Genomic DNA, 23,259 nt, shown 5'->3' on the forward strand with positions numbered 1-23,259 from the left:
GGCGACGCGGAGCGTCGACCACCGGCGACAACGCCGCGGACGAGCGTACCGGACCCCACTCCCCCGGCATGATCCGCCGGACTTCCCGAGAAGCGTCGGAATCGCCGGACGCGGCAGGGACAGCCCCGGACGAGGGGTCAGCGGCCCCTGGTCAGCGAGGGCAGCGGCGACATGTCGGCCAGTGCCGCGCACAGTTCGTCCAGGACGGCGTCGACCGCGGGGGTGGACGCCCCGGCACGGCGGGTCGGGGCCGCGGCGCGGCGGTCGTGGAAGGAGTCGTCCCGCGCCGGCGGCAGACCCGCCGCGGTGACGAGGGCGAGAGCGGTCGCGGTCGGCTCGGTGACGCTCTCGGCCGGTGCGGACCCGGCCAGGATCAGGCGGGCCTCCCGGCGCAGGGCGTCCGCCCGGGCGGTGTCGGCCAGCACGTGGTCGACGGACGGGAAAACCCCGAGGACCCGGTGTTTCTCGGCCCGCAGCACGCCTTCGGCCACCAGCTGCTCCCGGACCGCCTCCAGGGTGTGCCGCGCGTGCAGCGTCACCCAGCCGCGCCAGCGGTGCGGGAAGGACTCGCTGACCAGCTCGAGGAGACCGTCCAGGACCGGGGCGCCGGTCCTGGTGTCCAGGTCGCGCGGGGTGACGATGCCGTCGTCGTCGGTCAGCAGACCGCGCCGGGCGAGCTCGGCGAGGGCACCGGCCCGCACCAGCGGGGCCAGCCGCCCCGGGTCGGTGTCCCAGGCCAGCAGGCAGAGACGGGCCGGCAGGGAGAGCGGGCCGTTGGGCATGTGGCCTCCTCGGGGGGTGGGGTCGTGGTCCGTAAATTGCGTTGACAGCCGATGGGGCGGTTCGTAGCGTGAGCAACGGTTCTGTTGCCGTCGAATGGAGAAGGACGTTGCTCGTCTGAGGTTCTGAGACACCGCGTCACACCGGTCAGGTGTGTACGCAGCGTGCGACCTCGTTGTGCGAGCCGTCCTTGCGGTCCCTTCGGAACAGGGCTCTTCTTCCGCCCACGGTTTCCCTCCCGGCTGCCGGTCGTCGTCCCGCGGTGTCTCGATACGCGTGTGCCCCTGATCGCCCCGAGCAACCGCGGAGGCCCGTATGTCACCTTCCCTCACCTGTACCTCCCTCGCCTTCACCTGGCCCGACGGCACCGCCGTCTTCGACGGCCTCGATGCCGCCTTCGGCCCCGGACGCACCGGGCTCGTCGGTGTCAACGGGTCGGGCAAATCCACCCTGTTGAAGCTGATCGCCGGTGAGCTCACCCCGGCCGACGGCACCGTGCGGGTCGCCGGGGAGGTGGGGTACCTGCCGCAGAACGTCACGCTCGACACCGCGCTCAGGGTCGACGAGGCACTCGGCATCGCCGCCCGGCGGGCCGCGCTGCACGCCATCGAGGCGGGCGACGCGGCCGAGGAGCACTTCGAGGCCGTCGGCGACGACTGGGACGTCGAGGAACGTGCCCTGGCCACGCTCGGCGAGCTGGGCCTCGGACACATCGGGCTCGACCGCACGGTCGGCGAGGTGTCGGGCGGCGAGTCGGTACTGCTGCGACTGGCGTCGCTGCTGCTGCGGCGCCCGGACGTACTGCTGCTGGACGAGCCCACCAACAACCTCGACCTGTACGCCCGCAGGCGGCTGTACGCGGCCGTCGCGAACTGGCCGGGCGTCATGGTCGTGGTCAGCCACGACCGTGAACTGCTGGAACTGGTCGACCAGATCGCCGATCTGCGCTCCGGCGGGATCACCTGGTACGGCGGCAACTACTCGGCCTACGAGGAGGCTCTGGCCGTCGAGCAGGAGGCCGCCGAACGCATGGTGCGCGTCGCCGAGGCGGACTTCCGCAAGCAGAAGCGCGAACTCGTGGACGCCCAGGTCAAGTTGGCACGTCGCAAGCGGTACGGGCAGAAGATGTTCGAGCAGAAGCGCGAGCCGAAGATCGTCATGGGGGCGCGCAAGCGCGCGGCGCAGGTGTCCGCGGGCAAGCACCGCATCATGCACGAGGAGAAGGTCGCCGAGGCCAGGGAGCGCCTCGACGACGCGGCGGAGGCCGTACGGGACGACGACGAGATCCGCGTCGATCTGCCGTACACGGCCGTACCGCCGGGGCGCGACGTGCTCACCCTCCGGGATCTGGGACTGGCGTACGGCGCCCGGGTGGACGGCGGTCTCGATCTGCGCGGCCCGGAGCGGGTGGCGCTGATCGGACGCAACGGGGCGGGCAAGACGACCCTGTTGCGCACGATGGCCGGGGAGCTGGAGCCGGTCTCCGGTGAGGCTCGGGCCCATGTGCCCCTGCGGTTCCTGCCGCAGCGGCTCGACGTCCTCGACGCGGAACTGACCGTCGCCGAGAACGTGGCCCGGTTCGCCCCGGGCGCCACCAACAACCGGATCCGGGCCCGCCTGGCCCGCTTCCTGTTCCGGGGCGCCCGCGCCGACCAGAAGGCGGACACGCTCTCCGGCGGCGAGCGGTTCCGCGCGGCGCTGGCCGCGCTGATGCTGGCGGAGCCCGCACCGCAACTGCTGATGCTGGACGAGCCGACCAACAACCTCGACATGGCGAGCGTCCGGCAGCTCACCACGGCGCTGGAGTCGTACGAGGGAGCCCTGATCGTGGCCAGTCACGATCTGCCGTTCCTGGCGTCGATCGGCATCACCCGATGGCTGCTGATGGAGGAGGGAGGGCTGAGACAGACCACGGCGGAGGCTGTCGGGGATCCCTCGTAGCGTCGGCGTACATCCAGCCCCTCCGGCGTTTGAGGAGTGGGGTCCGGGGCGGAGCCCCGGTTTCGCGGGGTCACCGGCCGGCCCGACGCTCGACGGCCCCGCCCGGACGGCAGACGGCAGACGGCAGACGGCAGACGGCAGACGGCAGGACGATGGCCGGAGCCGCGGCGGCGGGCCGGGCGGCGCCGGCCTTACCGGCGGTACGTGTCGTCGTCGGCGGGGGTGGCCCGGGCCGGATCCGCCCTGCATGATGGCAGCGCCGACGCCCGTGGGAGGCCGGCCGCCGCACGGGCTCCCCGGACCCGGCTGAGCCATGCCCGTCCCGTCCGAAAGGCGCTCCCGTGCCCAGCAAGAAGGCCCTCGTCCGCCGCCCCTCCCCCCGTCTGGCCGAAGGGCTGGTGACGCACATCGAACGGGAGGGCGTCGACGTCGACCGCGCGGTGGAGCAGTGGGAGGCGTACACGGAGACGCTGCGTACCCACGGCTGGGAGACGATCGAGGTGGACCCGGCCGACGACTGCCCGGACTCCGTGTTCGTGGAGGACACGGTGGTGATGTTCCGGAACGTGGCGCTGATCGCCCGCTCCGGTGCCGAGTCCCGGCGGGCGGAGACACCCGGGGTCGAGCAGGCCGTCGCGTCGCTGGGCTGCTCCGTGAACTGGATCTGGGAGCCGGGCACGCTGGACGGCGGCGATGTGCTGAAGATCGGCGACACGGTGTACGTGGGCCGCGGCGGGCGCACCAACGCGGCCGGCGTCCGGCAGCTACGGGCCGCGTTCGAGCCGCTGGGGGCGCGGGTGGTGGCGGTGCCGGTGGCCAAGGTGCTGCATCTGAAGTCGGCGGTCACGGCGCTGCCGGACGGCACGGTGGTCGGCCACATCCCGACCGTGGACGCGCCGTCCCTGTTCCCGCGGCTCCTTCCGGTGCCGGAGGAGTCCGGGGCGCACGTCGTGCTGCTCGGCGGGGACAGGCTGCTGATGGCGGCGAGCGCGCCGAAGACGGCGGAGCTGTTCGCGGATCTCGGATACGAGCCCGTCCTCGTGGACATCGGCGAGTTCGAGAAGCTCGAGGGGTGTGTGACGTGCCTCTCGGTACGGTTGCGGGAGCTGTACGCCTGACCGCCCCCCGCGTGCCGTACGGCGCGGCGACCTGCGGCTCCGGTGCATCCGCCGCGCCACACCCCCTTTTGGGGGACCCCCGCTGATCAGCGCTCTTTACGGCGGTCTTAACCTACGGCTACGTAACCTACGGCTTCGTAGCCTACGATTCCGTAGGTTCCGGCACCGCTCGCCGGACCTCCGAATGTCATCGTCCCCCTGGAGTCACCCGTGTCGCTCACTTCTCCCCACCTGGGCAGCCCTTCGGTCTGGACCGACGCCCGGCTGTTGTACGCACTGGAGGAAGTGGTCGAGAAGGAGCTCAACCGGCATCTGAAGGTCACCAAGGACTGGATGCCGCACGAGTACGTGCCGTGGAGCGACGGCCGCAACTTCCCGGGTTTCTTCGAGGACGGCGAGGCCTGGGACAAGGAGCAGTCGAAGGTCACCGAGGTCGGCAGGATCGCCCTGGTGGTCAACCTGCTGACCGAGGACAACCTCCCGAGCTACCACCACGAGATCGCCACGCTGTTCGGCCGGGAGGGCGCCTGGGGCACCTGGGTGCACCGCTGGACGGCCGAGGAGGGCCGGCACGGCATCGTGATGCGGGACTACCTGCTCGCCTCGCGGGCGGTGGACCCGGACAAGCTGGAGCAGTTCCGCATGTCGCACATGAGCGAGGGCTTCGAGTCGGACAACCGGCACTCGATGCTCCACTCGATCGCCTACGTCGCCTTCCAGGAGCTGGCGACCCGTATCTCGCACCGCAACACCGGCCACCAGTCCGGTGACCCGGTCTGCGACCGCATGCTGGCCCGCATCGCGACCGACGAGAACCTGCACATGGTCTTCTACCGCAACCTACTGAAGGCGGCGTTCGAACTCGCCCCGGATCTCACGATGCAGGCGGTGCGCGATGTCGTGGTGAACTTCCGGATGCCCGGCCACGGGATCCCCGGGTTCGAGCGGGCGGCCGCGCAGATGGCCATCGGTGAGGTGTACAACATGCGCATCCACCACGACGACGTGCTGCAGCCGGTGCTGCGCTACCTGAAGATCATGGAGATGGACGGGCTGAGCCCCGACGGCCTCAAGGCGCAGGAGGAACTGGGCCTGTTCCTGGGCGGCCTGGACGCGGAGGCCGCGAAGTTCGACGAGAAGCTGGCGGCCCGCAAGGCCCGGATGGCGGCCCGCGCCGCCGGCTGAGGAACGGATCCGACGGGGCGGGGCCGGGTCTCCGGGCCCCGCCCAGGCTCCGGCGACCCGGCACGCCTGCCCCCGCGCCACGGCCCCGCCCCCGGAACACGACACGAAGGCCCGCCACCGGGCCGCACCACCGGACTCCGACCCACGGGACCGCGTGAGCGAGGCGGTACGTCCGCCCCCGCACCACGGCCGCACCCCCGGAACACGACACGAAGGCCCGCCACCGGGCCGCACCACCGGACTCCGACCCACGAGACCGCGTGAGCGAGGCGGTACGTCCGCCTCTGCGACGCGTCCGGCCGCGGAACGGTCCTGGCCAGGGGGCCGGTGCCGGCCAAACCGGTCTTCCCGGCCGGTGGCCGCACGCGCCGGCGGCTACCGTCCGGCGCGCCGCAGTTCCAGGCGTTCCTTCTCCGACATCCCGCCCCAGACACCGAAGCGCATGTCGTGGGCGAGGGCGTACTCGAGGCAGCTGGGGCGGATCGGGCAGAGACCGCAGATGCGCTTGGCGTCGCGAACCGAACTGCCGGGCTCGGGGAAGAAGAAGTCTCCGCCCGTCTGCGCGCACAACGCCTCCTCCTGCCAGGCGAGGTCCGGCGACGTGAATGTGTCGGTGTGCATGGCGGGAAGCGTGCCGGACGGCGAAAAACGTTCGATCAACGCCGCATCAACGCGGGGGGCGACGCCGGATCGGCGCCGGGGTCCACCGGGGCATGCCCGCCCGTTCGCGACCGCATGATGATGACGTCCGGCGCGTCACCGCGCACGGCGGCGCGCCGGTGCTCACGTCTGGCGCGGATCACCTTTGAGGACCGCGAAGCGCGCTCCGTACGGGTCCTCCAGGCGGGCGAGCCGGCCGACGCCGGCGAGGGAGGTGGCGGGCATCCGCACCGTGCCGCCCAGCTCGACGGCCCGGTCGACGACGGCGTCCGTGTCGTCCACCCCGATGTAGGGCAGCCAGTAGGGCTGTCCGGTGCCCGCCTCGACGGGGTCGTCCGCCAGCGGGACCATCCCGCCGAACATCCCGTCCTCGCCCGTCCCGGCGGGGTTGACGGAGGTGTAGACACCGCCGGGGAAGGTCACCGCCGAGGTCTCCCAGCCGAGGGCCGCGTGGTAGAAGGCGGCGGCCCGCGCGATGTCCGGGGTGTAGAGCTCGGCCCAGCACAGCGCGCCGACCTCGCCGGCCGCCTCGATCCCCTTGCGCCGCGCGGGTTCCCAGATACCGAAGGGCACGCCCGCCTGATCGGCGAGGATCGCCGCTCTTCCCTGATCCATCACGTCCATGGGCGGCATGGGCACGCTGCCCCCGGCCTGCCGGGCGGCCTCCGCGGTGGCGCCGGCGTCGGGGCTCCGGAAGTAGACGGTCCAGGCGGGCGGGCCCTGCTCGGGCGTGGTCCGCATGCCGCCGGCGACGATCCGCCCGGCCAGCTCGAAGAAGCCGTACCCTCCTGCGTCGGGCCCCGCCGAGCGGAACTCCCAGCCGAACAGGCCGCCGTAGAAGGACTGGGCGCCCTCCATGTCGGACGTACCGACGTCGATCCAGTTCGGGGCTCCGTCGACAAAGCGGGTGGTGAGCATGGTGCCTCCTCCAAGAGCTCCCGTCACCTGCTCTGCGAGTCTCCCACCACCCACCGGCCCTCACCGCCGAAGCACCCGAACGGACGCGTCCCGAACACGGCCCGGCCAACGCGCACCCCGGCACCCGGAGCTCCGGCCCGAGGCGCGGCACCCGGAGCTCCGGCCCGAGGCGCGGCATCCGGGGCTCCGGCCCGAGGTGAGAGGTCCGGACGCCGGCCCCGTGCCCGGGCGGGGCACCGTGGGCTCCGGCCGAGGCCCAGGGGCTCCCGCCGAGGCCCGGGGGATCAGGCCGAGGCCCTGGGGATCAGGGTGGTCGGCAGGATCACCCCGGCGGGGTTGCCGCCCGTGTTCCCGTCGGGCGCTCCCGCGAGGTCGCGCAGCAGGAGGCGGGCCATCAGGCGGCCCATCTCCTCGATGTCCTGACGGACCGTGGTGAGCGGCGGTTCGGTCTGTTCCGCGATCGGCAGCATGTCGTCGAAGCCGACGACCGCCACGTCGTCCGGCACCCGCCGGCCGTGCTCGCGCAGCACCCGCAGGGCGCCCACCGCCATGAGGTCGTTGCCGGCGAACACCGCGTCCAGGTCGGGGCGGCGCCCCAGGAGTTCCCGCATCGCCCGCTCGCCGCTCGCGGGGGTGAAGTCGCCCTCTTCGACCAGCCGGGGGTCGACGTCGGTCATGACGTCGCGGTAGCCGTCGAGCCGGTCCACCGCCGAGGTCTGGTCCAGGGCTCCCGTGATGTGGGCGATACGGCTCCGGCCGAGGCCGATGAGATGGCGTACGGCGTCGCGGGCGCCGCCCCGGTTGTCGCTGTCGACGTAGGACACGCCGCCCCGGCCGCCGTTGAAGTCGGGCCGGCCGCCGAACACCGTCGGCAGTCCCGCGCGCTGGATCAGTTCGGGCAGCGGGTCGTCGATGTGGAGTGAGAAGACCAGCGCGCCGTCGACATGGCCGCCGGCGAGGTAGCGGCCGACGCGGACGTGGTCGTCGCGGTCCTCGGTGAGCAGGAGGACGAGCTGGTTGTCGTGCGCGGTCAGTTCCTTGCTGATCCCGCGCAGCTGCCGGGCGAAGAAGGGGTCGGCGAAGACCCGGGTCTCCGGTTCGGCGACGATGACGGCGATGGCGTCGTGCCGCCTGGTCACCAGGCTGCGGGCGGCCTGGTTCGGCACGTACCCGAGTTCTTCCACGGCCTGTCGGACCCGCTCGGCCAGGGGTTCGCGCACCCCGTCGGATCCGTTGACCACGCGGGAGACCGTGGCCCGGGAGACCCCGGCTCGCGCGGCGACCTCCTCCAGCGTGGGGCGCGGCACTGTTTCGGTCACTTGGGCGCTCCTCACCTGCGGCTGCGGGAAAGGATAGCCGCGGCGCGCCCGGGTGGGAGAGCGCTCTCGGATCACGTCCGGTACATCAGTGCTCGTGCGCCGGCTTCTTCGCGGGGGCCGGATCGTGGGCGTGCTCGTGCGGGTCGTACCCGGGGATCGTGCCGTCCGGCTTCTTCACCAGGAACAGCCCGACCATGCCCATGTCGGAGTGGCTCTGGACATGGCAGTGGTACATCCAGGCGCCCGCTCCGACGCCCTCCCCCGCGATGATCTGGAAGCCGAAGGAGTCGGCAGGGCCGCAGATCTTGTTGTCGATGACCTGGCTGGGGTCGTCGGGCCCGGTGAGCATGCCGGTGCGGTTGTCGGCCCAGCGGTGACCGTGCAGGTGGAACGTGTGGTAGTACTCGCCGTGGGTGATCATGACGATCTCGACGCGGTCACCCACGGTGGCCTCGAAGTTCGGGCCGGCGTGGGCTGGTCTGTTGTTGATCGACATGTCGTTGAAGACGATGGTGTGGGTCGCGTCGGGCAGGACGTCGCCCTTGCGGCGCACGACGACCGGCCCGTACAGGCCGTTGCGGATGCCGCCGGTGCCGTGCTCGGTGCCGACGACATGGTCGTGGTAGTGCCAGTAGCCCGCGCTGCCCGCCCGCCAGGTGCCGTCGGAGCGGCGGCCGGGCGCGTGGGTGCGCCAGGTGTAGGTGCGGGTGCCGCCGGGCTCGACGTGGCTCTTGTTCAGTGTGGTGCCGTCGCTGGAGATCTCGTAGTCCAGGCCGTGGACGTGCAGGCTCGCAGGTACGTCCATGGTGTTCTCGAACTCGATGTGCAGGGTGTCGCCCTCGTTGAGCTCGATCAGCGGTCCGGGGACCGACGCCTTGCCCTTCTCGAAGCCGTAGCCCATCTGTCCGCCGCCCAGCCGTTCGGCGTACATCTTGACGCGCCGTACCTCGCCCCCGGCGGGCGCGGTCTTCGCCGGGGCGGCCGTGCCCGCGGCCCCGGGCACGCTCACGGCCTCGGGTGCGACGGACAACGAGGTGGCGACGGCCGCGCCGCCCAGCAGTACCCGTCGGTTGAAACCACGTCTGTCCATGCCGAACTCCCAGGCTGGCTGTCATGAACCTGTGAAACCGTAGCGGCCCGGCCGCCGTTTATCCACGCTCGGGACAAAGTTTGATTCATTGCCGCGATAGGTATTGGCGTCTGACGCAAAGGGGTCTAGCTTCCTTGACGCTGTTGCTGCGACCGAGGAGGGGTGGGTGGCCACGTGCGGTCCACATCGCATCACGAACCCATGCGCTTACGAGGATTGAGCACGTCACGCGTCACGAGCGCACGAAGGACGAGAACGGGACGACGCCTCTGGGCGGCCGCCGTGACCGCCGGCGTCGTGACCGCCGGACTGCTGTCGGGTCCCGCCGCCAGCGCGCGGCCGGCCCCGGATCCGTCCCTGACAACGATGTCCATCAAGTCGCCCCCGGGCGGCGCGAACGTACGGGTGCTGCTGTTCTACGGTTCGGCGGCCGGCGGTGACGAGTCACCGCTGGTGAACGCGGGGATCGCGGCGATCGAGCGGATCGGTCTCTCCGGCCCGGAGGAACAGCGGTTCACGGTGACCGCCACCGACAACGCCTCGGTCTTCACCAACGCCAAGAGGCTGGGCCGCTTCAACACCATCGTGTTCCTGACCGGCGGCGGGGATGTCCTCGACCCGGAGCAGGAGGCGGGCCTGGAGGCGTACATGGAGGCCGGCGGCGGTTTCGTCGGTCTGCACGACGCGGCGCGCGCGGAGCCGTACTCGGACTGGTTCACCGGTCTGATCGGCGCCCGTCCGGCCGCGTCCGGTCCGGACACGGTGCAGCGGGCGACCGTCGAGGTCGGCGACCGGACGCATCCGGCGGCCAAGAGCCTGCCCATGCAGTGGAAGCGGCCCGACAAGTGGCTGAACTGGGTGAAGAACCCCTCCGGCGAGGTACACACCGTCGCCCGGGTGCGGGAATCGACGTACACGCCCGGCGCGGGCGCCAACGGCTGGGACCACCCGGTCAGCTGGTGCCGCGACTACGACGGTGGCCGGTCCTTCTACACCGGAATGGGCGGCACGGTGTCGTCGTACGACGAGACCGACTTCCGCGACCATCTGCGCGGCGCCCTGCTGTGGACCAACCGTCTCGCACAGGCCGACTGCAAGGCCACCATCACCGGGAACTACAAGGCGGAGCGGCTCACCCAGCCCAACCAGCCGGGGCAGAACGACCAGATCGGCGAGCCGCACGGCCTGGTCACCGCGCCCGACAGCCGTGTGTTCTACATCGGCCGGGGCGGCGCGGACTCCTCGCAGCCCGTCGTCACCGACTGGAACGACCCGGACATCGGCAAGGGCAGGGGCGAGATCCACGTCTACGACCCGAAGACCAAGAAGGTCACCCTCGCCGGGGCGCTCACCGTCTTCGGCAACAAGGGCGGCGGTGACGAGCTGCGGAAGGTGGAGGAAGGCCTGCTCGGCATCGAACTGGACCCGGGGTTCGAGCGGAACGGGTGGGTGTACCTGCACTACACACCGCACTCCGGGATCAACCGGGACACGCACATGGGCGAGCGGCGGGTCTCCCGGTTCACGCTCGACCATGCCACGAACAAGCTGGACCTGGGCAGCGAGAAGGTGCTGCTGAAGTGGCCGGTGCAGATCCACAGCTGCTGTCATGCGGGCGGCGGGATGGCCTGGGACTCCAAGGGCAACCTGTACATCGCGACCGGTGACACCAACTCCAGTGGCTTCACCGGTGGTTACTCGGGCAACAACCCGGAGCCCAACTTCAAGGGCGTGTCCTTCGCGGACGCGCGCCGCACCGCGGGCAACACCAACAACCTCAACGGCAAGATCCTGCGCATCCACCCGGAGCCGGACGGCACGTACACCCTCCCGGAGGGCAACCTGTTCACCGGCGAGGAGACCGCCGAGGGCGGCGGGAAGACACGCGGCGAGATCTATGTGATGGGGGTGCGCAACCCCGCGCGCATCTCCGTCGACAGGAAGACCGACGTGCTCTACGCGGGCTGGGTCGGCCCGGACGCCGGTTCCCCGTCGACCACCTGGGGTCCGGCGAAGTACGACACCTTCGCCGTCATCACCGAGGCGTCCAACCGCGGCTGGCCGTACTGCATGGGCAACAACCAGCCCTACCGCGACCGCAACCTGCCCGACCCGTCCGAGCCGCTGGGCTGGTACGACTGCGACGCCCCGAAGAACGAGTCGCCGAACAACGACGGTCTGGTCAATCTGCCGCCGGTGACCCCCAACAACATCTGGTACTCGCCGCAGGGCGGCGCTCCGGACTACCCGCGCGACGCGAACGGCGTTCCGTCGTACGTGCAGGACCAGGCCACCTACCGGCTGCCCTGGCTGAAGGGCGGCGGCCAGGCCGCGATGAACGGCCCGGTCTACCGGTACGACGCCGCCGGCGCCAGTGAGGTCGCGTGGCCGGCGTACTGGGACGGCAAGTGGTTCGTCGGTGACTTCTACGACGCCGACCAGCCGCGCAACGCGGTGCTGATGGACCCGAGGACGCAGGGCGACGGCGGTCTTCCGGTGCACTCGGAGTCCCTGAAGAAGATCGTGCCGATCGGCAACGACGGCATCAAGAACCTGATGGACTGGAAGTTCGGCCCGGACGGCGCGCTGTACGTCCTCGACTACGGCCGGGGCTTCTTCACCTCCGACACCAAGTCCGCGCTGTGGCGGGTCACCTACACGGGCGGCGGCCCGACCCCGGCCGCCGACCAGTTGGCGAGGAAGGCCGGATGAAACCAGTGACACGGCAACGAAGAGTGTGGGCCGGCCTGCTGGCCGCCCTGCTGATGACGCTCGGTCTGCAGACGACGACGTCGGCGGCCGGCGGATCCGGATCCCCGGCCGCCGAGGCGGCCGAGCAGGTCCTCACCTGGACCGCCGGTGACAGCATCACGCAGTACACGTCGGCGCCGACGACCGCGGAGGCCGGTCCGGTGACGATCGTCTTCGAGAACAGCGCGGCGACCGGCAACACCACCGGCATGCCGCACACGCTGACGTTCGTGACCTCCGACCCGGAGTTCAACAACGACGTCCAGCTGAACATCCTGGCCAATCCGGGCGATGCCCAGGGCGGCCGGCACACCGCGGAGGTGGTCCTCACCCCGGGCCGGTACTTCTACCACTGCACCATCCCCGGCCACAGCGAGATGCAGGGCATCCTGACGGTGACCGAGGGCAGTGGTGAGGACACCACCGCGCCCGAGGCCACGGCGAAGGTGACCGGCTCGCAGAACGACCGGGGTGAGTACGTCGGTTCGGCGAGCGTGAGCGTCGAGGCCACCGACGAGGGTTCCGGCGTGGACCGGATCGAGTACGCCGTGGGCGCCGACGGCGCCTGGCAGCCGTACACCGCCCCGGTCGTCGTCGACCAGGTCGGCACCCACACGGTGCGCTACCGCGCGCTGGACCGGGCGGGCAACGTCTCGGCCGAGCGGAGCGCGCAGTTCACGGTCGTCGCGCCACCGACGGACGACACCACGGCCCCGGAGACCTCGGCGACGGTGGACGGCGAGCGGAACGACGCCGGCGACTACATCGACATGGCGACGGTCACCGTCACCGCGTCGGACACCGGATCCGGCGTCAACACCATCGAGTACGCACTCGGGGCCGACGGCGCCTGGACCGCGTACACCGGCCCGGTGATGGTCCACCAGGTGGGTACGCACACCGTGCGCTACCGCGCCACCGACAAGGCGGGCAACACGGCGGCGGTCAGGAGCGTGGCGTTCACGGTCGTCGCCGCTCCCCCGCAGGACACCACCCCGCCGGCGACCGGCGTGAGTCTCGGGGGTGTCAGGAACTCCGACGGCGCGTACGTCGGTGACGCCACGGTGACGGTCAGTGCCGACGACGGGCACGGCGGTTCCGGGGTCGCCGGGATCGAGTACTCACTCGACGGCGGCCCGTATCTGGCGTACACCGCGCCCGTGGTCGTCGACCGGGCGGGCCGGCACACCGTGGCCTACCGGGCGAGCGACCGGGCCGGCAACACCTCCGCGCCGCTCACGGTGAGCTTCACGGTCGTGGCCGACGGCGGGGTGCCCGCACCCAACTGCCCCGAGTACGACGAGCGGTTGACGGTGATCGTCGGCACGGTCGACTCCGGTGTGCCGAACCGGGTCACCAACAACCGGTGCCGGATCGGCGAGCTGATCGAGGACGAGAAGCAGTGGACCTCACAGGCGCTGTTCCTGAAGCACGTGAAGAGCGTCCTGGACCGGCTCAAGGACGAAGGGGTCATCGACCAGCGGGAGCGGAAGGCGATCAACCAGGCGGCCAAGCAGTCCGGTGTCGGCACGCCGGGACAGACCGACGGCTACCGCACCATCCTGGACGGCACGCCGGAGTCGTTCGCCAAGTGGCAGCATGTGGGCGGCGGTTCGTTCGCGCTGAACCCGGACGGGTCGATCACCTCCGGCACCACCCGGGGCGGGCTCGGCATGCTCTGGTTCCCCGAGCGCACGTACGGCGACTTCTCGCTGAAGCTCCAGTGGCGTGACGACGCGCCGGACACCGGCAACGCCAACTCCGGTGTGTTCGTGCGGTTCCCGCAGATCCACGACCATCCGGAGGAGCCGCGGCCGGAGTGGGCCGCCATCAAGTACGGACACGAGGTGCAGGTGTTCGACTCGCCCAGCGGTGACATGTACAAGACGGGCTCGGTCTACGGCTTCGACCGGGTGGGCCTGGCCGGCGCGGGCGTGACACAGAAGGGCACCTGGAACGACTACGAGATCCGCGTGGTGGACCAGCACTACTCGGTCTACCGCAACGGTGTACTGATCAATGAGTTCGACAACACCGGCGGCCAGGACTTCACCCCGCCGCGCTCGGACGATCCGGGCACGGACGGGCGGCGGTTCGCCTCCGGCTACATCGGACTGCAGGTGCACGGCACGTCGGACGTCGTCTCCTACCGGGACGTCCGGATCAAGGACCTGTAGTCCCGCGCCGCTCCGGGTGACGCACCGGGTCAGGAAGCCGGGGGTTCCGGCTTCCTGGCCCGGCTCGGCTGCACCCGGCTGGGCTCTCCCGGCATCTTCGGATACTCGGGCGGGTACGGCAGATCGCCCAGGCCGTGGTCGTGCTCGTCGCGGCGGGCGAGTTCGAGCAGGGACTCCAGCGAGAACGCGTGATCGTCCATGTCCGCGTGCACGTCGCCGAGTTCGGCGAAGCGCGCGGGCATGGTCGTGAGGTCGAAGTCCCGCGGACGCGCGGCGCCCACCTCCTCCCAGCGCAAGGGCGCCGAGACGGGCGCGTGCGGGCGGGGGCGTACGGAGTAGGCGGAGGCGATGGTGCGGTCGCGGGCCGTCTGGTTGTAGTCGACGAAGATGCGCTCGCCGCGCTCCTCCTTCCACCACTTGGTGGTCACCCGCCGGGGCATCCGGCGTTCCAGCTCCCGTCCCACGGCGATGGCGGCACGGCGGACCTGGGTGAAGGTCCAGCGGGGCTCGATCGGCACGAAGATGTGCAGGCCGCGCCCGCCGGAGGTCTTGGGCCAGCCGCGTAGCCCGCCGAACTCATCCAGTACGGCCCGTAGTTCGTGGGCGGCGTGGACGGCGTCGTCGTAGTCGGTGCCGGGCTGGGGATCGAGGTCGAGGCGCAGTTCGTCGGGGTGCTCGACATCGGCGCGGCGCACCGGCCAGGGGTGGAAGACCAGCGTGCCGTACTGGGCGGCCCAGACGACGGCCGCCTCCTCGGTGGGGCACATCTCGTCGGCGCTGCGGCCGCTGGGGAAGGTGATGTGCGCGGTGGGGATCCAGTCGGGCATGCTCTTGGGCGCCCGCTTCTGGTAGAACCACTCGCCGGTGACGCCGTCCGGGTAGCGCTGCAGGGTGGTGGGCCGCTCGCGCAGGGCGCGCAGGATGCCGGGGGCGACCGCCTGGTAGTAGCGGGCGACGTCGAGCTTGGTGTAGCCGTGCTCCGGGAAGAAGACCTTGTCCGGGCTGGACAGGCGTACGGTCCGGCCGGCCACTTCCAGTTCCACCGCGTCACCCATGCGAGCCACGGTAGGGGGCGCGCACCTGCCGCGCACACCGGGCGGCACCGGGCGTGTGCGCGCAGAATCGGAGGCATGGAGCTGCCCGTCATGCCGCCCGTGAAGCCGATGCTCGCCAAGTCGGTGGCGAGGATCCCGCCGGACATGCAGTACGAGGCGAAGTGGGACGGTTTCCGGGCGATCGTGTTCCGTGACGGGGACGAGGTGGAGCTGGGCAGCCGTACCGGCAAGCCGCTGACCAGGTACTTCCCCGAGTTGGTGGCGGCGGTGCGGGAGCGGCTGCCGCGGCGGTGCGTGCTGGACGGGGAGATCGTCGTCGCGCGGGAGGGGCATCTCGACTTCGACGCGCTCAGCGAGCGGATCCATCCGGCGGACTCCCGGGTGCGGATGCTCGCCGAGCGGACCCCCGCGTCGTTCGTCGCCTTCGACGTGCTGGCGCTGGAGGACGAGTCGCTGCTGGACGTCCCGCTGTCCGACCGGCGGGAGCTGCTGGTCCGGGCGCTGGAGGGAGTCACCCCTCCGGTGCATGTGGCCCCGGCGACGCGGGACGTCGAGGTGGCGCGGGGGTGGTTCGAGCAGTACGAGGGGGCAGGTCTCGACGGGGTGATCGCCAAGCCGCTGAATCTGCGCTACCGGCCGGACGAGCGGGCCATGTTCAAGATCAAGCACGAGCGCACGGCCGATGTGGTGGTGGCCGGGTACCGGTTGCACAAGAGCGGCCCGGTGGTGGGCTCGCTGCTGCTGGGCCTGTACGACGAGGGCGGCACCCTCCAGCACGTGGGCGTGTCCGCGGCGTTCTCGATGAAGCGGCGCGCGGAGCTGGTCGAGGAGCTGGCCCCGCTGCGGATGGACGACGTGTCGGGCCATCCGTGGGCGGCGTGGGCCGAGGAGGCGGCGCACGAGACGGCGCGGCTGCCGGGCGCGCCGAGCCGCTGGTCGGGCAAGAAGGACCTGTCCTGGACGCCGCTGAGGCCGGAGCTGGTGGCCGAGGTGGCCTACGACCACATGGAGAACGGGCGGCGTTTCCGGCACACCGCCCGTTTCCGCCGCTGGCGCCCGGACCGGACTGCCGAGAGCTGCACCTACGCGCAGTTGGAGGAGCCGGTCCGCTACGACCTGGCCGAGATTCTCGGCGGCCCCTGAGCCGGGGCCCGCCCGGAGTCCCGGCGAGCCCTCCGGGTCAGGGCCGCAGCACCACCTTGACCGCGCCGTCCTGCTTCTTCTGGAACATGTCGTAGGCGTGCGGCGCCTCGCTGAGCGGCATGCGGTGGGTGGCGAAGTCGTCGACGCCCAGCGGGTCCTCGTCGGTGAGGTAGGGGATGATCTCGTCGCTCCAGCGGCGGACGTTCGCCTGGCCCATGCGCATCTGGACCTGCTTGTCGAACAGGGTGAGCAGGGGCAGCGGGTCGGCCATGCCGCCGTAGACGCCGCTGATCGAGATGGTGCCGCCGCGGCGCACCAGTTCGATGGCGGTGTGCAGGGCGGCCAGCCGGTCGACGCTGAAGCGCTCCGCCATCGGGCCGCTCAGCTTGCGGGGCAGCAGCGCGGAGGCGTTCTGCACCATGCGGGCCGCCGCGCTGCCGTGCGCCTCGGTGCCGACGGCGTCGATCACGGCGTCGGGGCCGCGGCCGTCGGTCTGGTCGCGGATGGCGGTGACGAGTTCCTTCTCGTCGTCGAAGGAGCGCAGGTCGAAGGTCTCGACGCCGCGTTCCCTCGCCCGGCGCAGCCGTTCGGGGACGAGGTCCACGCCGAACACCCTCCCCCAGCCTCCGGCCGGGGGGACCCCCATCTCGCTTCGCTCGGCGCCCTGGACCTGCGCGACCCGGCAGGCCATGTCGCCGATGGGGCCGAGCCCGAGCACGGCGACGCTACCGCCCTTGGGGACTCCGGCGTAGGCGACCGCCTGCCAGGCGGTGGGCAGCACGTCGGAGAGGTAGAGGAACCGCTCGTCGGCGGGCCCCTCGGGGACCTTGATCGGGCCGTACTGGGCCTGCGGGACACGCAGGTACTCGGCCTGGGCGCCCGGCACCGCGCCGTACAGCCTGGTGTAGCCGAACAGCGCCGCGCCCATGCCCTCGGCGCTGACCTGGGTGGTCTCGCACTGGGTGGGCAGTCCGGTGAGGCACATCCAGCAGTTGCCGCAGGCGATCTGGAAGGGCACCACGACCCGGTCGCCGGCCTGGAGGTCCGGCACCGCCGCGCCGACCTCCTCCACGATCCCCATCGGCTCGTGGCCGAGGATGTCGCCCGGTGTCATGAACGGGGTGAGCACCTCGTACAGATGCAGATCGGATCCGCACAGTCCGCTGGAGGTGACGCGGATGATCGCGTCCGTCGGCTCCTCGATACGGGGGTCGGGCACGGTCTCCACCCGTACGTCCCGCTTTCCCTGCCAGGTCAGTGCCCTCATTGCCGCCCGCTCCCTCCGTCGTACCGGTGTGTCGCTCGTGCGGTGGGCGACCGGGTACCCGAGGGGCCGCACACCGAACCCCGGGGCGCTGGGCCGATCGGCGGACGCCGCCGCGCGGGAGCGGCTCCGACCCGCGCTGGCCAGAGACCATCGGAAAAGCGCACAATCGAGAGTACGGATGATCTGAGGCGGGCGCGGTGACGACGGTGGGCACGGAACGAGGAGCGCGCCGACGGCGTGGCAGGGCGGCGGGGATAGCGCTCACCGTCGTGCTGACGGTCGGCCTGGCCGCGGGCTGCACGACATCGGACGGTCCGCGCGACGACGGGCGGGGTACGGCCGGCGAGTCGCCGGCCCGGCCCGGCGACGGCCCGCCGGTACTCACCGTGAAGATCGACAACGCCCCGGCCGCCCGGCCCCAGACCGGTCTGGACGCCGCGGACGTGGTGTACACCGAACAGGTCGAGGGCGGCAGCAGCAGACTGATCGCCGTGTACGCCACCGGGCTGCCGGAGTCCGTGGGGCCGGTGCGCAGTGCCCGGGAGTCGGATCTGGAGCTGCTGCGCCAGTTCGACCGGCCGCTGCTGGCCTACTCCGGGGCGCAGAGCAAGCTCAAGCCCCTGATCGAGCAGGCGCCGCTGGAGGCGGTGACACCCGAGTCGGAGCCCAACGCCTACACCCGGGACCCCAGCCGCGCCGCGCCGCACAACCTGTATCTGCGCCCGGGGCAACTCATGGACGAGCCGCCCGGCGAGGCGGCTCTGACCACCGGTTTCCGCTTCGGCCCGGCCCCCGCGGACGGCGAGCCGCGAAACGACCTCACCGTGCGCTACCCGGCGGCCCGCTTCACCTTCACCTGGTCCGGCGCCCAGGACCGCTGGCTGGTGTCGATGGACGGCTCCCCGGCGCTCACCGCGGAGGGCGAACGGCTGGCGCCCGCGACGGTCGTCGTGCAGTACGTGACCGTGCGCCCGTCCGGCTTCCGCGACTTCCTCGGCAACACCACCCCGTACACCGAGACGGTGGGCTCCGGGGAGGCCACCGTGCTGCGCGACGGACGCGCCTGGGAGGTGAACTGGAAGCGGACGGCGGCCGAGGACGGCACCTCATTCACCACCGACTCCGGCGAGCCGGTGAACTTCGCACGCGGCCAGGTATGGGTCGTGTACGCGAAGGCACCCTGAGGCGGTCCGGTCAGTGCGGGGCGGTCAGGTGCGGCGCGGGATCACGCAGGCTCTCGGCCGCGTCCGCGACCCGCCGCATCAGCTCGGTGAGGACCGCCCGCTCACCGGCGTCGAGCGGGGCCAGGAAGACCTGGTTCATCCGCGCGGTGCGCACCGTCAGCCCACGGTGGGTGCGCGTCCCGTCGTCGGTGAGGCGCAGCTGGAAGCGGCGGCCGTCCCGCGGATCGCGGACCTTGTCCAGCAGTCCGCGCCGGATGAGCCGGGCGATCACCTCGGCGACGGTGGACCGGTCCAGGCCCACCCGCTCCCCCACGGTGCGCTGGTCGAGGCCGGGTTCGGCGACGAGCGCGTTGAGTACGGCGAACTGCGGCGAGGTGACCTCCTCGGAGACCATCGTGTTCCACAGCAGGTGGTGCGCCTGCTGGAGCCGCCGGGCCAGATGCCCGGGATGAGTGGTGAGATCCACGGCGGCCATGCGCGCTCCCCATTCTTCCATCGGTCTACTGATTGTCGTTGGCATCTGAACAGTACTGGACATGGGGTTGATCTCCGGTTAATACTCAGTGCACTGACTAAATGGGATCACCGCAGACCACCGCCAAGACCGGAGCCGGACGCACGCCCGGGGAGGGCCCGTCATGACCGACACACTCACGCAAGCCGACATCGACAAGGAGATCGCGGCCGAGCGCGCCGCGTACGGGCGGCGGCTCGCCGACGGCGCTCCCGTCGAGCACCACCCGCGCCGCGACTACGCCCCCTACCGTTCCTCGGTGCTGCGCCACCCGAAGCAGCCGCCGGTCGTCATCGACGTCGCGAAGGACCCGGAACTGGTGGAGCTCTCCTCCCCCGCCTTCGGCGAGCGCGACATCGCCGAGACCGACAACGACCTCACCCGGCAGCACACCGGTGAGCCCCTCGGCGAGCGCATCACCGTCTCCGGCCGGCTGCTGGACCGGGACGGCCGGCCGGTGCGCGGCCAGCTGGTGGAGATCTGGCAGGCCAACTCGGCCGGACGATACGCCCATCGGCGCGAGCAGCACGACGCCCCGCTGGACCCGAACTTCACCGGCGCGGGCCGCACCCTCACCGACGACGACGGCCACTACCGCTTCACCAGCATCCAGCCGGGCCCGTACCCGTGGCGCAACCACCTCAACGCCTGGCGCCCGGCCCACATCCACTTCTCCGTCTTCGGCTCCGCGTTCACCCAGCGGCTGGTGACGCAGATGTACTTCCCGGGCGACCCGCTCTTCCCGTACGACCCGATCCTGCAGTCCGTGACCGACGACGCGGCGCGGCAGCGGCTGGTCGCCACCTACGACCACAGCCTGTCGGTGCCGGAGTTCTCCCTCGGCTACCACTGGGACATCGTGCTGGACGGGCCTCGGGCCACCTGGATGGAAGAAGGGCGCTGACCACCATGACGAGGATCGACACCGACCACCCGGACCGTGTGCTGCCCACCCCCTCGCACACCGTGGGCCCCTTCTACGGCTACGCGCTGCCCTTCCGGGGCGGCGAGGACATCGCGCCCGCCGGGCACCCGGACACGGTCACCGTGCACGGGTATGTGTACGACGGCGAGGGCCGTCCCCTGCCCGACGCGCTGCTGGAGCTGTGGGGGCCGGACCCCGAAGGCGTTCTTCCGGCAGTGGACGGCTCGATGCGGCGGGACCCGGCGAGCGGGGACCACCTGGGCCGCAACGGCGTGGAGTTCACCGGCTTCGGCCGGATCCAGACCGACGCGAACGGCCACTGGTACGCCCGTACGCTGCGCCCGGGAGCCCGTGGCGGGAACGCTCCCCATCTCAGTGTGTGCGTCTTCGCGCGGGGTCTGCTGGTGCACCTGTTCACCCGGATCTACCTGCCCGGCGACGAGGCCGCGCTGACGGCGGACCCGCTGCTGTCCCGGCTCGACGGCGAGCGCCGTGCCACGCTGGTCGCGGGGGAGGAGGGCGCGGGCACGTACCGTTTCGACATCCGCCTTCAGGGCGAGGACGAGACGGTCTTCCTGGAGTTCCGGTGACATCGGCCGATCGCGGCGACGGTCTGCTCGGCCCCGGGTGGGCCGGTTCCCCGGCCGCCGCGGAGACCGGTGACACGGCGTACCTGCGGGCGCTGCTCGACGCGGAGGCCGCGCTGACCCGGGCGCAGGCCGCGCTGGGGCTCTCCCCGGCCGAGTCGGCGGCCGCGGTGACCCGGGCGGCGGATCCGGACCGCTTCGACCTCGCTTCCCTCGCCGCGCAGGCCCGGGACGGCGGGAATCCGGTGATCCCGCTGGTCGCGGAGCTGACCCGGGCGGTCGGCGCGGAGCACGGCCCCGCCGTGCACCGGGGAGCGACCAGCCAGGACATCATGGACACGGCGGCGATGCTGGTCGCCCACCGCGCCCTGGGACCGGTCCTCGCCGATCTCGACCGCGTACAGCGGGCCCTGGCCCGCCTGTCCGCCGAACACCGTGACACCGTGCTGCCGGGCCGCACCCTGACCCAGCACGCCGTGCCGACGACCTTCGGGCTCAAGGCCGCCGGGTGGCGGTCACTGGTGCTGGACGCCCGGGACCGGGTGACCTCGGTACGCGGCACACTGCCCGCCCAGCTCGGCGGCGCGGCCGGCACCCTGGCCGCCTTCGCCGCGTACGGCGCCGAGGACCCGGCCGCGCTGCCGGCCGTGTACGCCCGTGAACTGGGCCTGTGCGAACCCCTGTTGCCCTGGCACACCCTGCGTACGCCCGTCGCCGACCTCGCCGGATGCCTGGCCCTGACGGCCGGGGCGCTCGGCAGGCTCGCGGCGGACGTCCTCACCCTCTCCCGCACCGAGATCGCGGAGGTCTCCGAGGGCGGCGGCGGCGGTTCCTCGGCCATGCCGCACAAGGCGAACCCGGTCCGCTCGACGCTGATCGCGGCCGCCGCCCGACGCGCGCCGCAGCTCGCGGCCACGCTCTACGGCTCGCTGGTGGCCGAGGACGAACGCCCCGCCGGGGCCTGGCACGCCGAGTGGGAACCGCTCAGGGACCTGCTCCGGCTGGTCGGCGGTGCGGCCCGGGACGCCGCCGAACTCACCGCGGGACTGCGGGTGCACTCGGCCGCGATGCGTGAACACCTCGGCCTCACCCATGGGTTGATCGTCTCCGAGCGGCTCTCCGCCGAGCTGTCGCCGGTGCTCGGCCGGGACCGGGCGAAGGAACTGCTGACGGAACTGGCCCGGCAGGCGTACCAGGAGGGGCGGGACTTCGGCGGACTGCTGTCCGAGCGACCGGAGTTGGTGGACGTCGACATCCCCTCGCTGATGGACCCCGCCCGTTACACCGGCTCCGCCGGCACGCTCACCGACCGCGCACTGGAGCGACCGTGACCGACACACTCCTCAACCACCGTGCCGAAGGCTCCGCTTCGGCTCCCCCGCTGCTGCTCGGCCCCTCACTCGGCACCTCGTACGCCCTGTGGGACACGGTGGCGCCCGAACTGTCGGCCGCACACCGGGTGGTCCGCTGGGACCTGCCGGGGCACGGCGGATCGGCGGCGGGGCTGATCGGCGCCGGGGCGACGGTGGGCGATCTGGCGGAGCTGGTGCTGGCGCTGGCCGACGCGCTCGGCATCGAGCGGTTCGCGTACGCGGGCGTCTCGCTGGGTGGTGCGGTGGGGCTGCATCTCGCCGTGCACCATCCGCGGCGGGTGTCGTCGCTGGCCGTGATCTGTTCCTCGGCACACTTCAACGGCGCGAAACCGTGGGAGGAGCGGGCGGCACTGGTGCGGCGCGAGGGGCTGGCCGGGCTCGCGGAGGGCGCCGACGCCCGCTGGTTCACGCCCGGGTTCACCGTTCCCCGGCTGGTCCGGGACCACCGGGAGGCCGACCCGGGCGCGTATGCCGCGTGCTGTGACGCGCTGGCCGCGTTCGATCTGCGGGAGCGGCTCGCGGACATCTCCCTGCCGACACTGGCGGTGGCCGGCCGGGAGGACCCGGCGACCCCGCCCGGGCATCTGCGGGAGATCGCGGACGCGGTGCCGGGTGCCGCGCTCGTGGAGATTCCGGGCGCCTCCCATCTGGCGCCGGCGCAGTGCCCGGAGGCGGTGCTGGCGGCTCTGCGGACGCACTTCGACGGGGCTGCCGGGCGCGGGACGGCAGTGCGCCGGGAGGTACTGGGCGATGCCCATGTGGACCGGGCCCAGGCGCGCCAGACACCGTTCACCGCCCGCTTCCAGGACTTCATCTCGCGCTACGCCTGGGGCGAGATCTGGACCGACCCGACGCTCAGCCGCCGCGAACGCAGCATGATCACGCTCACGGCGCTGGTGGCGCACGGCCACTACGACGAACTCGCGATGCACGTCCGGGCGGCCCGGCGGAACGGGCTCACGCCCGAGGAGATCGGCGCGGTGCTGCTGCAGACGGCCGTGTACTGCGGGGTCCCGGCGGCGAACTCGGCGTTCGCGACGGCACAGCGGGTGCTGGCGGAGGACGACGGGTGAACCGGCCACGGCGTGGCGCCGGCGGAGGAGGGACGGGGACCCGGGTCCGGCGTGACGCCGGCGGAGGTTCGGGGCGAAACCGGCCACGGCGTGGCGCCGGCGGAGGAGGGACGGGGACCCGGGTCCGGCGTGACGCCGGCGGAGGTTCGGGGCGAAACCGGGCACGGCGTGGCGCCGGCGGAGGAGGGACAGGGATCCG

General features: G+C 71.9%; 19 protein-coding genes. 11 read left to right on the plus strand and 8 right to left on the minus strand.

Annotation, left to right across the window (positions count from 1 at the left end; genetic code table 11):
- Positions 1-137: 137 nt before the first annotated feature.
- Positions 138-782, minus strand: a complete 645-nt coding sequence (locus tag ACIF9R_RS17600; RefSeq protein WP_399980515.1) for a GPP34 family phosphoprotein — start codon at positions 780-782, stop codon at positions 138-140.
- 313 nt (positions 783-1,095) lie between these two features.
- Between ACIF9R_RS17600 and ACIF9R_RS17605 the strand changes: the two genes are divergently transcribed.
- The 3 genes from ACIF9R_RS17605 (at position 1,096) to ACIF9R_RS17615 (ending at position 5,024) form a co-directional block, all read left to right on the plus strand.
- Positions 1,096-2,721: an ABC-F family ATP-binding cassette domain-containing protein gene (locus ACIF9R_RS17605; protein WP_399980518.1), complete on the plus strand. Its 1,626-nt coding sequence runs from the start codon at positions 1,096-1,098 to the stop codon at positions 2,719-2,721.
- A 341-nt stretch (positions 2,722-3,062) separates the two neighbouring features.
- Positions 3,063-3,839, plus strand: coding sequence for a dimethylargininase (ddaH, locus tag ACIF9R_RS17610; protein ID WP_399980520.1), 777 nt, complete (start codon positions 3,063-3,065; stop codon positions 3,837-3,839).
- 210 nt (positions 3,840-4,049) lie between these two features.
- A complete protein-coding gene (locus ACIF9R_RS17615; protein ID WP_399980523.1) occupies positions 4,050-5,024 on the plus strand; it encodes an acyl-ACP desaturase in 975 nt (324 codons plus the stop codon).
- A gap of 375 nt (positions 5,025-5,399) precedes the next feature.
- On the opposite strand, the gene ACIF9R_RS17620 is transcribed toward ACIF9R_RS17615, so the two are convergent.
- The 4 genes from ACIF9R_RS17620 to ACIF9R_RS17635 all read right to left on the minus strand — a co-directional run bounded on the left by ACIF9R_RS17620 (position 5,400) and on the right by ACIF9R_RS17635 (position 9,011).
- Positions 5,400-5,645, minus strand: coding sequence for a WhiB family transcriptional regulator (locus tag ACIF9R_RS17620; protein ID WP_399980526.1), 246 nt, complete (start codon positions 5,643-5,645; stop codon positions 5,400-5,402).
- A 162-nt stretch (positions 5,646-5,807) separates the two neighbouring features.
- On the minus strand, positions 5,808-6,602 hold the full coding sequence (locus ACIF9R_RS17625) for a VOC family protein (RefSeq protein WP_399980528.1): 795 nt from the start codon (positions 6,600-6,602) through the stop codon (positions 5,808-5,810).
- 284 nt (positions 6,603-6,886) lie between these two features.
- Positions 6,887-7,921 carry a LacI family DNA-binding transcriptional regulator gene (locus ACIF9R_RS17630; protein ID WP_399980530.1) on the minus strand — a complete coding sequence of 345 codons (1,035 nt, stop codon included), beginning with the start codon at positions 7,919-7,921 and terminating at the stop codon, positions 6,887-6,889.
- Positions 7,922-8,006: 85 nt separating this feature from the next.
- Positions 8,007-9,011, minus strand: coding sequence for a multicopper oxidase domain-containing protein (locus tag ACIF9R_RS17635; protein ID WP_399980532.1), 1,005 nt, complete (start codon positions 9,009-9,011; stop codon positions 8,007-8,009).
- A gap of 201 nt (positions 9,012-9,212) precedes the next feature.
- On the opposite strand from ACIF9R_RS17635, the gene ACIF9R_RS17640 reads away from it, so the two are divergent.
- Together ACIF9R_RS17640 and ACIF9R_RS17645 are read left to right on the plus strand one after the other, a co-directional pair.
- Positions 9,213-11,723, plus strand: a complete 2,511-nt coding sequence (locus ACIF9R_RS17640) for a ThuA domain-containing protein (RefSeq protein ID WP_399980534.1) — start codon at positions 9,213-9,215, stop codon at positions 11,721-11,723.
- 23 nt (positions 11,724-11,746) lie between these two features.
- On the plus strand, positions 11,747-13,939 hold the full coding sequence (locus tag ACIF9R_RS17645; protein WP_399980756.1) for an OmpL47-type beta-barrel domain-containing protein: 2,193 nt from the start codon (positions 11,747-11,749) through the stop codon (positions 13,937-13,939).
- A gap of 29 nt (positions 13,940-13,968) precedes the next feature.
- Here ACIF9R_RS17645 and ligD read toward each other — a convergent pair whose 3' ends face one another.
- Positions 13,969-14,994: a non-homologous end-joining DNA ligase gene (gene ligD / locus ACIF9R_RS17650; RefSeq protein WP_399980537.1), complete on the minus strand. Its 1,026-nt coding sequence runs from the start codon at positions 14,992-14,994 to the stop codon at positions 13,969-13,971.
- A 75-nt stretch (positions 14,995-15,069) separates the two neighbouring features.
- Between ligD and ACIF9R_RS17655 the strand changes: the two genes are divergently transcribed.
- Positions 15,070-16,137: an ATP-dependent DNA ligase gene (locus ACIF9R_RS17655; RefSeq protein ID WP_399980539.1), complete on the plus strand. Its 1,068-nt coding sequence runs from the start codon at positions 15,070-15,072 to the stop codon at positions 16,135-16,137.
- A 37-nt stretch (positions 16,138-16,174) separates the two neighbouring features.
- Here the strand turns inward: ACIF9R_RS17655 and ACIF9R_RS17660 are convergent, their stop codons facing one another.
- Complete coding sequence (locus ACIF9R_RS17660; protein ID WP_399980542.1) at positions 16,175-17,404, minus strand: zinc-dependent alcohol dehydrogenase; 1,230 nt, start codon at positions 17,402-17,404, stop codon at positions 16,175-16,177.
- A gap of 197 nt (positions 17,405-17,601) precedes the next feature.
- Between ACIF9R_RS17660 and ACIF9R_RS17665 the strand changes: the two genes are divergently transcribed.
- A complete protein-coding gene (locus ACIF9R_RS17665; protein ID WP_399980545.1) occupies positions 17,602-18,588 on the plus strand; it encodes a DUF3048 domain-containing protein in 987 nt (328 codons plus the stop codon).
- A 10-nt stretch (positions 18,589-18,598) separates the two neighbouring features.
- Here the strand turns inward: ACIF9R_RS17665 and ACIF9R_RS17670 are convergent, their stop codons facing one another.
- Positions 18,599-19,063: a MarR family winged helix-turn-helix transcriptional regulator gene (locus ACIF9R_RS17670; RefSeq protein ID WP_399980548.1), complete on the minus strand. Its 465-nt coding sequence runs from the start codon at positions 19,061-19,063 to the stop codon at positions 18,599-18,601.
- Between the two features lie 163 nt (positions 19,064-19,226).
- On the opposite strand from ACIF9R_RS17670, the gene pcaH reads away from it, so the two are divergent.
- The 4 genes from pcaH to pcaD are packed head-to-tail and all read left to right on the plus strand — an operon-like array spanning position 19,227 to position 23,060.
- On the plus strand, positions 19,227-20,006 hold the full coding sequence (pcaH, locus tag ACIF9R_RS17675; protein WP_399980551.1) for a protocatechuate 3,4-dioxygenase subunit beta: 780 nt from the start codon (positions 19,227-19,229) through the stop codon (positions 20,004-20,006).
- A gap of 5 nt (positions 20,007-20,011) precedes the next feature.
- Entirely contained in the window at positions 20,012-20,617 is a 606-nt protein-coding gene (gene pcaG, locus ACIF9R_RS17680; RefSeq protein WP_399980553.1) for a protocatechuate 3,4-dioxygenase subunit alpha, read from the plus strand.
- Positions 20,614-21,945, plus strand: a complete 1,332-nt coding sequence (gene pcaB, locus ACIF9R_RS17685) for a 3-carboxy-cis,cis-muconate cycloisomerase (protein WP_399980556.1) — start codon at positions 20,614-20,616, stop codon at positions 21,943-21,945. Before pcaG ends, pcaB begins: the two co-directional genes overlap by 4 nt.
- Entirely contained in the window at positions 21,942-23,060 is a 1,119-nt protein-coding gene (pcaD, locus tag ACIF9R_RS17690) for a 3-oxoadipate enol-lactonase (protein ID WP_399980558.1), read from the plus strand. Before pcaB ends, pcaD begins: the two co-directional genes overlap by 4 nt.
- Positions 23,061-23,259: the final 199 nt, after the last annotated feature.

The organism is Streptomyces sp. NPDC086080 (assembly GCF_044540255.1).
GTDB lineage: Bacteria > Actinomycetota > Actinomycetes > Streptomycetales > Streptomycetaceae > Streptomyces.

Bases quoted from the DNA above. Each gene is read 5' to 3' on its own strand.
- ACIF9R_RS17625 (WP_399980528.1), bottom strand. From the start codon at position 6,602: ATGCTCACCACCCGCTTTGTCGACGGAGCCCCGAACTGGATCGACGTC.
- ACIF9R_RS17635 (WP_399980532.1), bottom strand. From the start codon at position 9,011: ATGGACAGACGTGGTTTCAACCGACGGGTACTGCTGGGCGGCGCGGCC.
- ACIF9R_RS17655 (WP_399980539.1), top strand. From the start codon at position 15,070: ATGGAGCTGCCCGTCATGCCGCCCGTGAAGCCGATGCTCGCCAAGTCG.
- pcaG (WP_399980553.1), top strand. From the start codon at position 20,012: ATGACGAGGATCGACACCGACCACCCGGACCGTGTGCTGCCCACCCCC.
- ACIF9R_RS17660 (WP_399980542.1), bottom strand. From the start codon at position 17,404: ATGAGGGCACTGACCTGGCAGGGAAAGCGGGACGTACGGGTGGAGACC.
- ACIF9R_RS17605 (WP_399980518.1), top strand. From the start codon at position 1,096: ATGTCACCTTCCCTCACCTGTACCTCCCTCGCCTTCACCTGGCCCGAC.
- ACIF9R_RS17600 (WP_399980515.1), bottom strand. From the start codon at position 782: ATGCCCAACGGCCCGCTCTCCCTGCCGGCCCGTCTCTGCCTGCTGGCC.
- pcaH (WP_399980551.1), top strand. From the start codon at position 19,227: ATGACCGACACACTCACGCAAGCCGACATCGACAAGGAGATCGCGGCC.
- ACIF9R_RS17620 (WP_399980526.1), bottom strand. From the start codon at position 5,645: ATGCACACCGACACATTCACGTCGCCGGACCTCGCCTGGCAGGAGGAG.
- ACIF9R_RS17670 (WP_399980548.1), bottom strand. From the start codon at position 19,063: ATGGCCGCCGTGGATCTCACCACTCATCCCGGGCATCTGGCCCGGCGG.
- ligD (WP_399980537.1), bottom strand. From the start codon at position 14,994: ATGGGTGACGCGGTGGAACTGGAAGTGGCCGGCCGGACCGTACGCCTG.
- ACIF9R_RS17640 (WP_399980534.1), top strand. From the start codon at position 9,213: ATGCGCTTACGAGGATTGAGCACGTCACGCGTCACGAGCGCACGAAGG.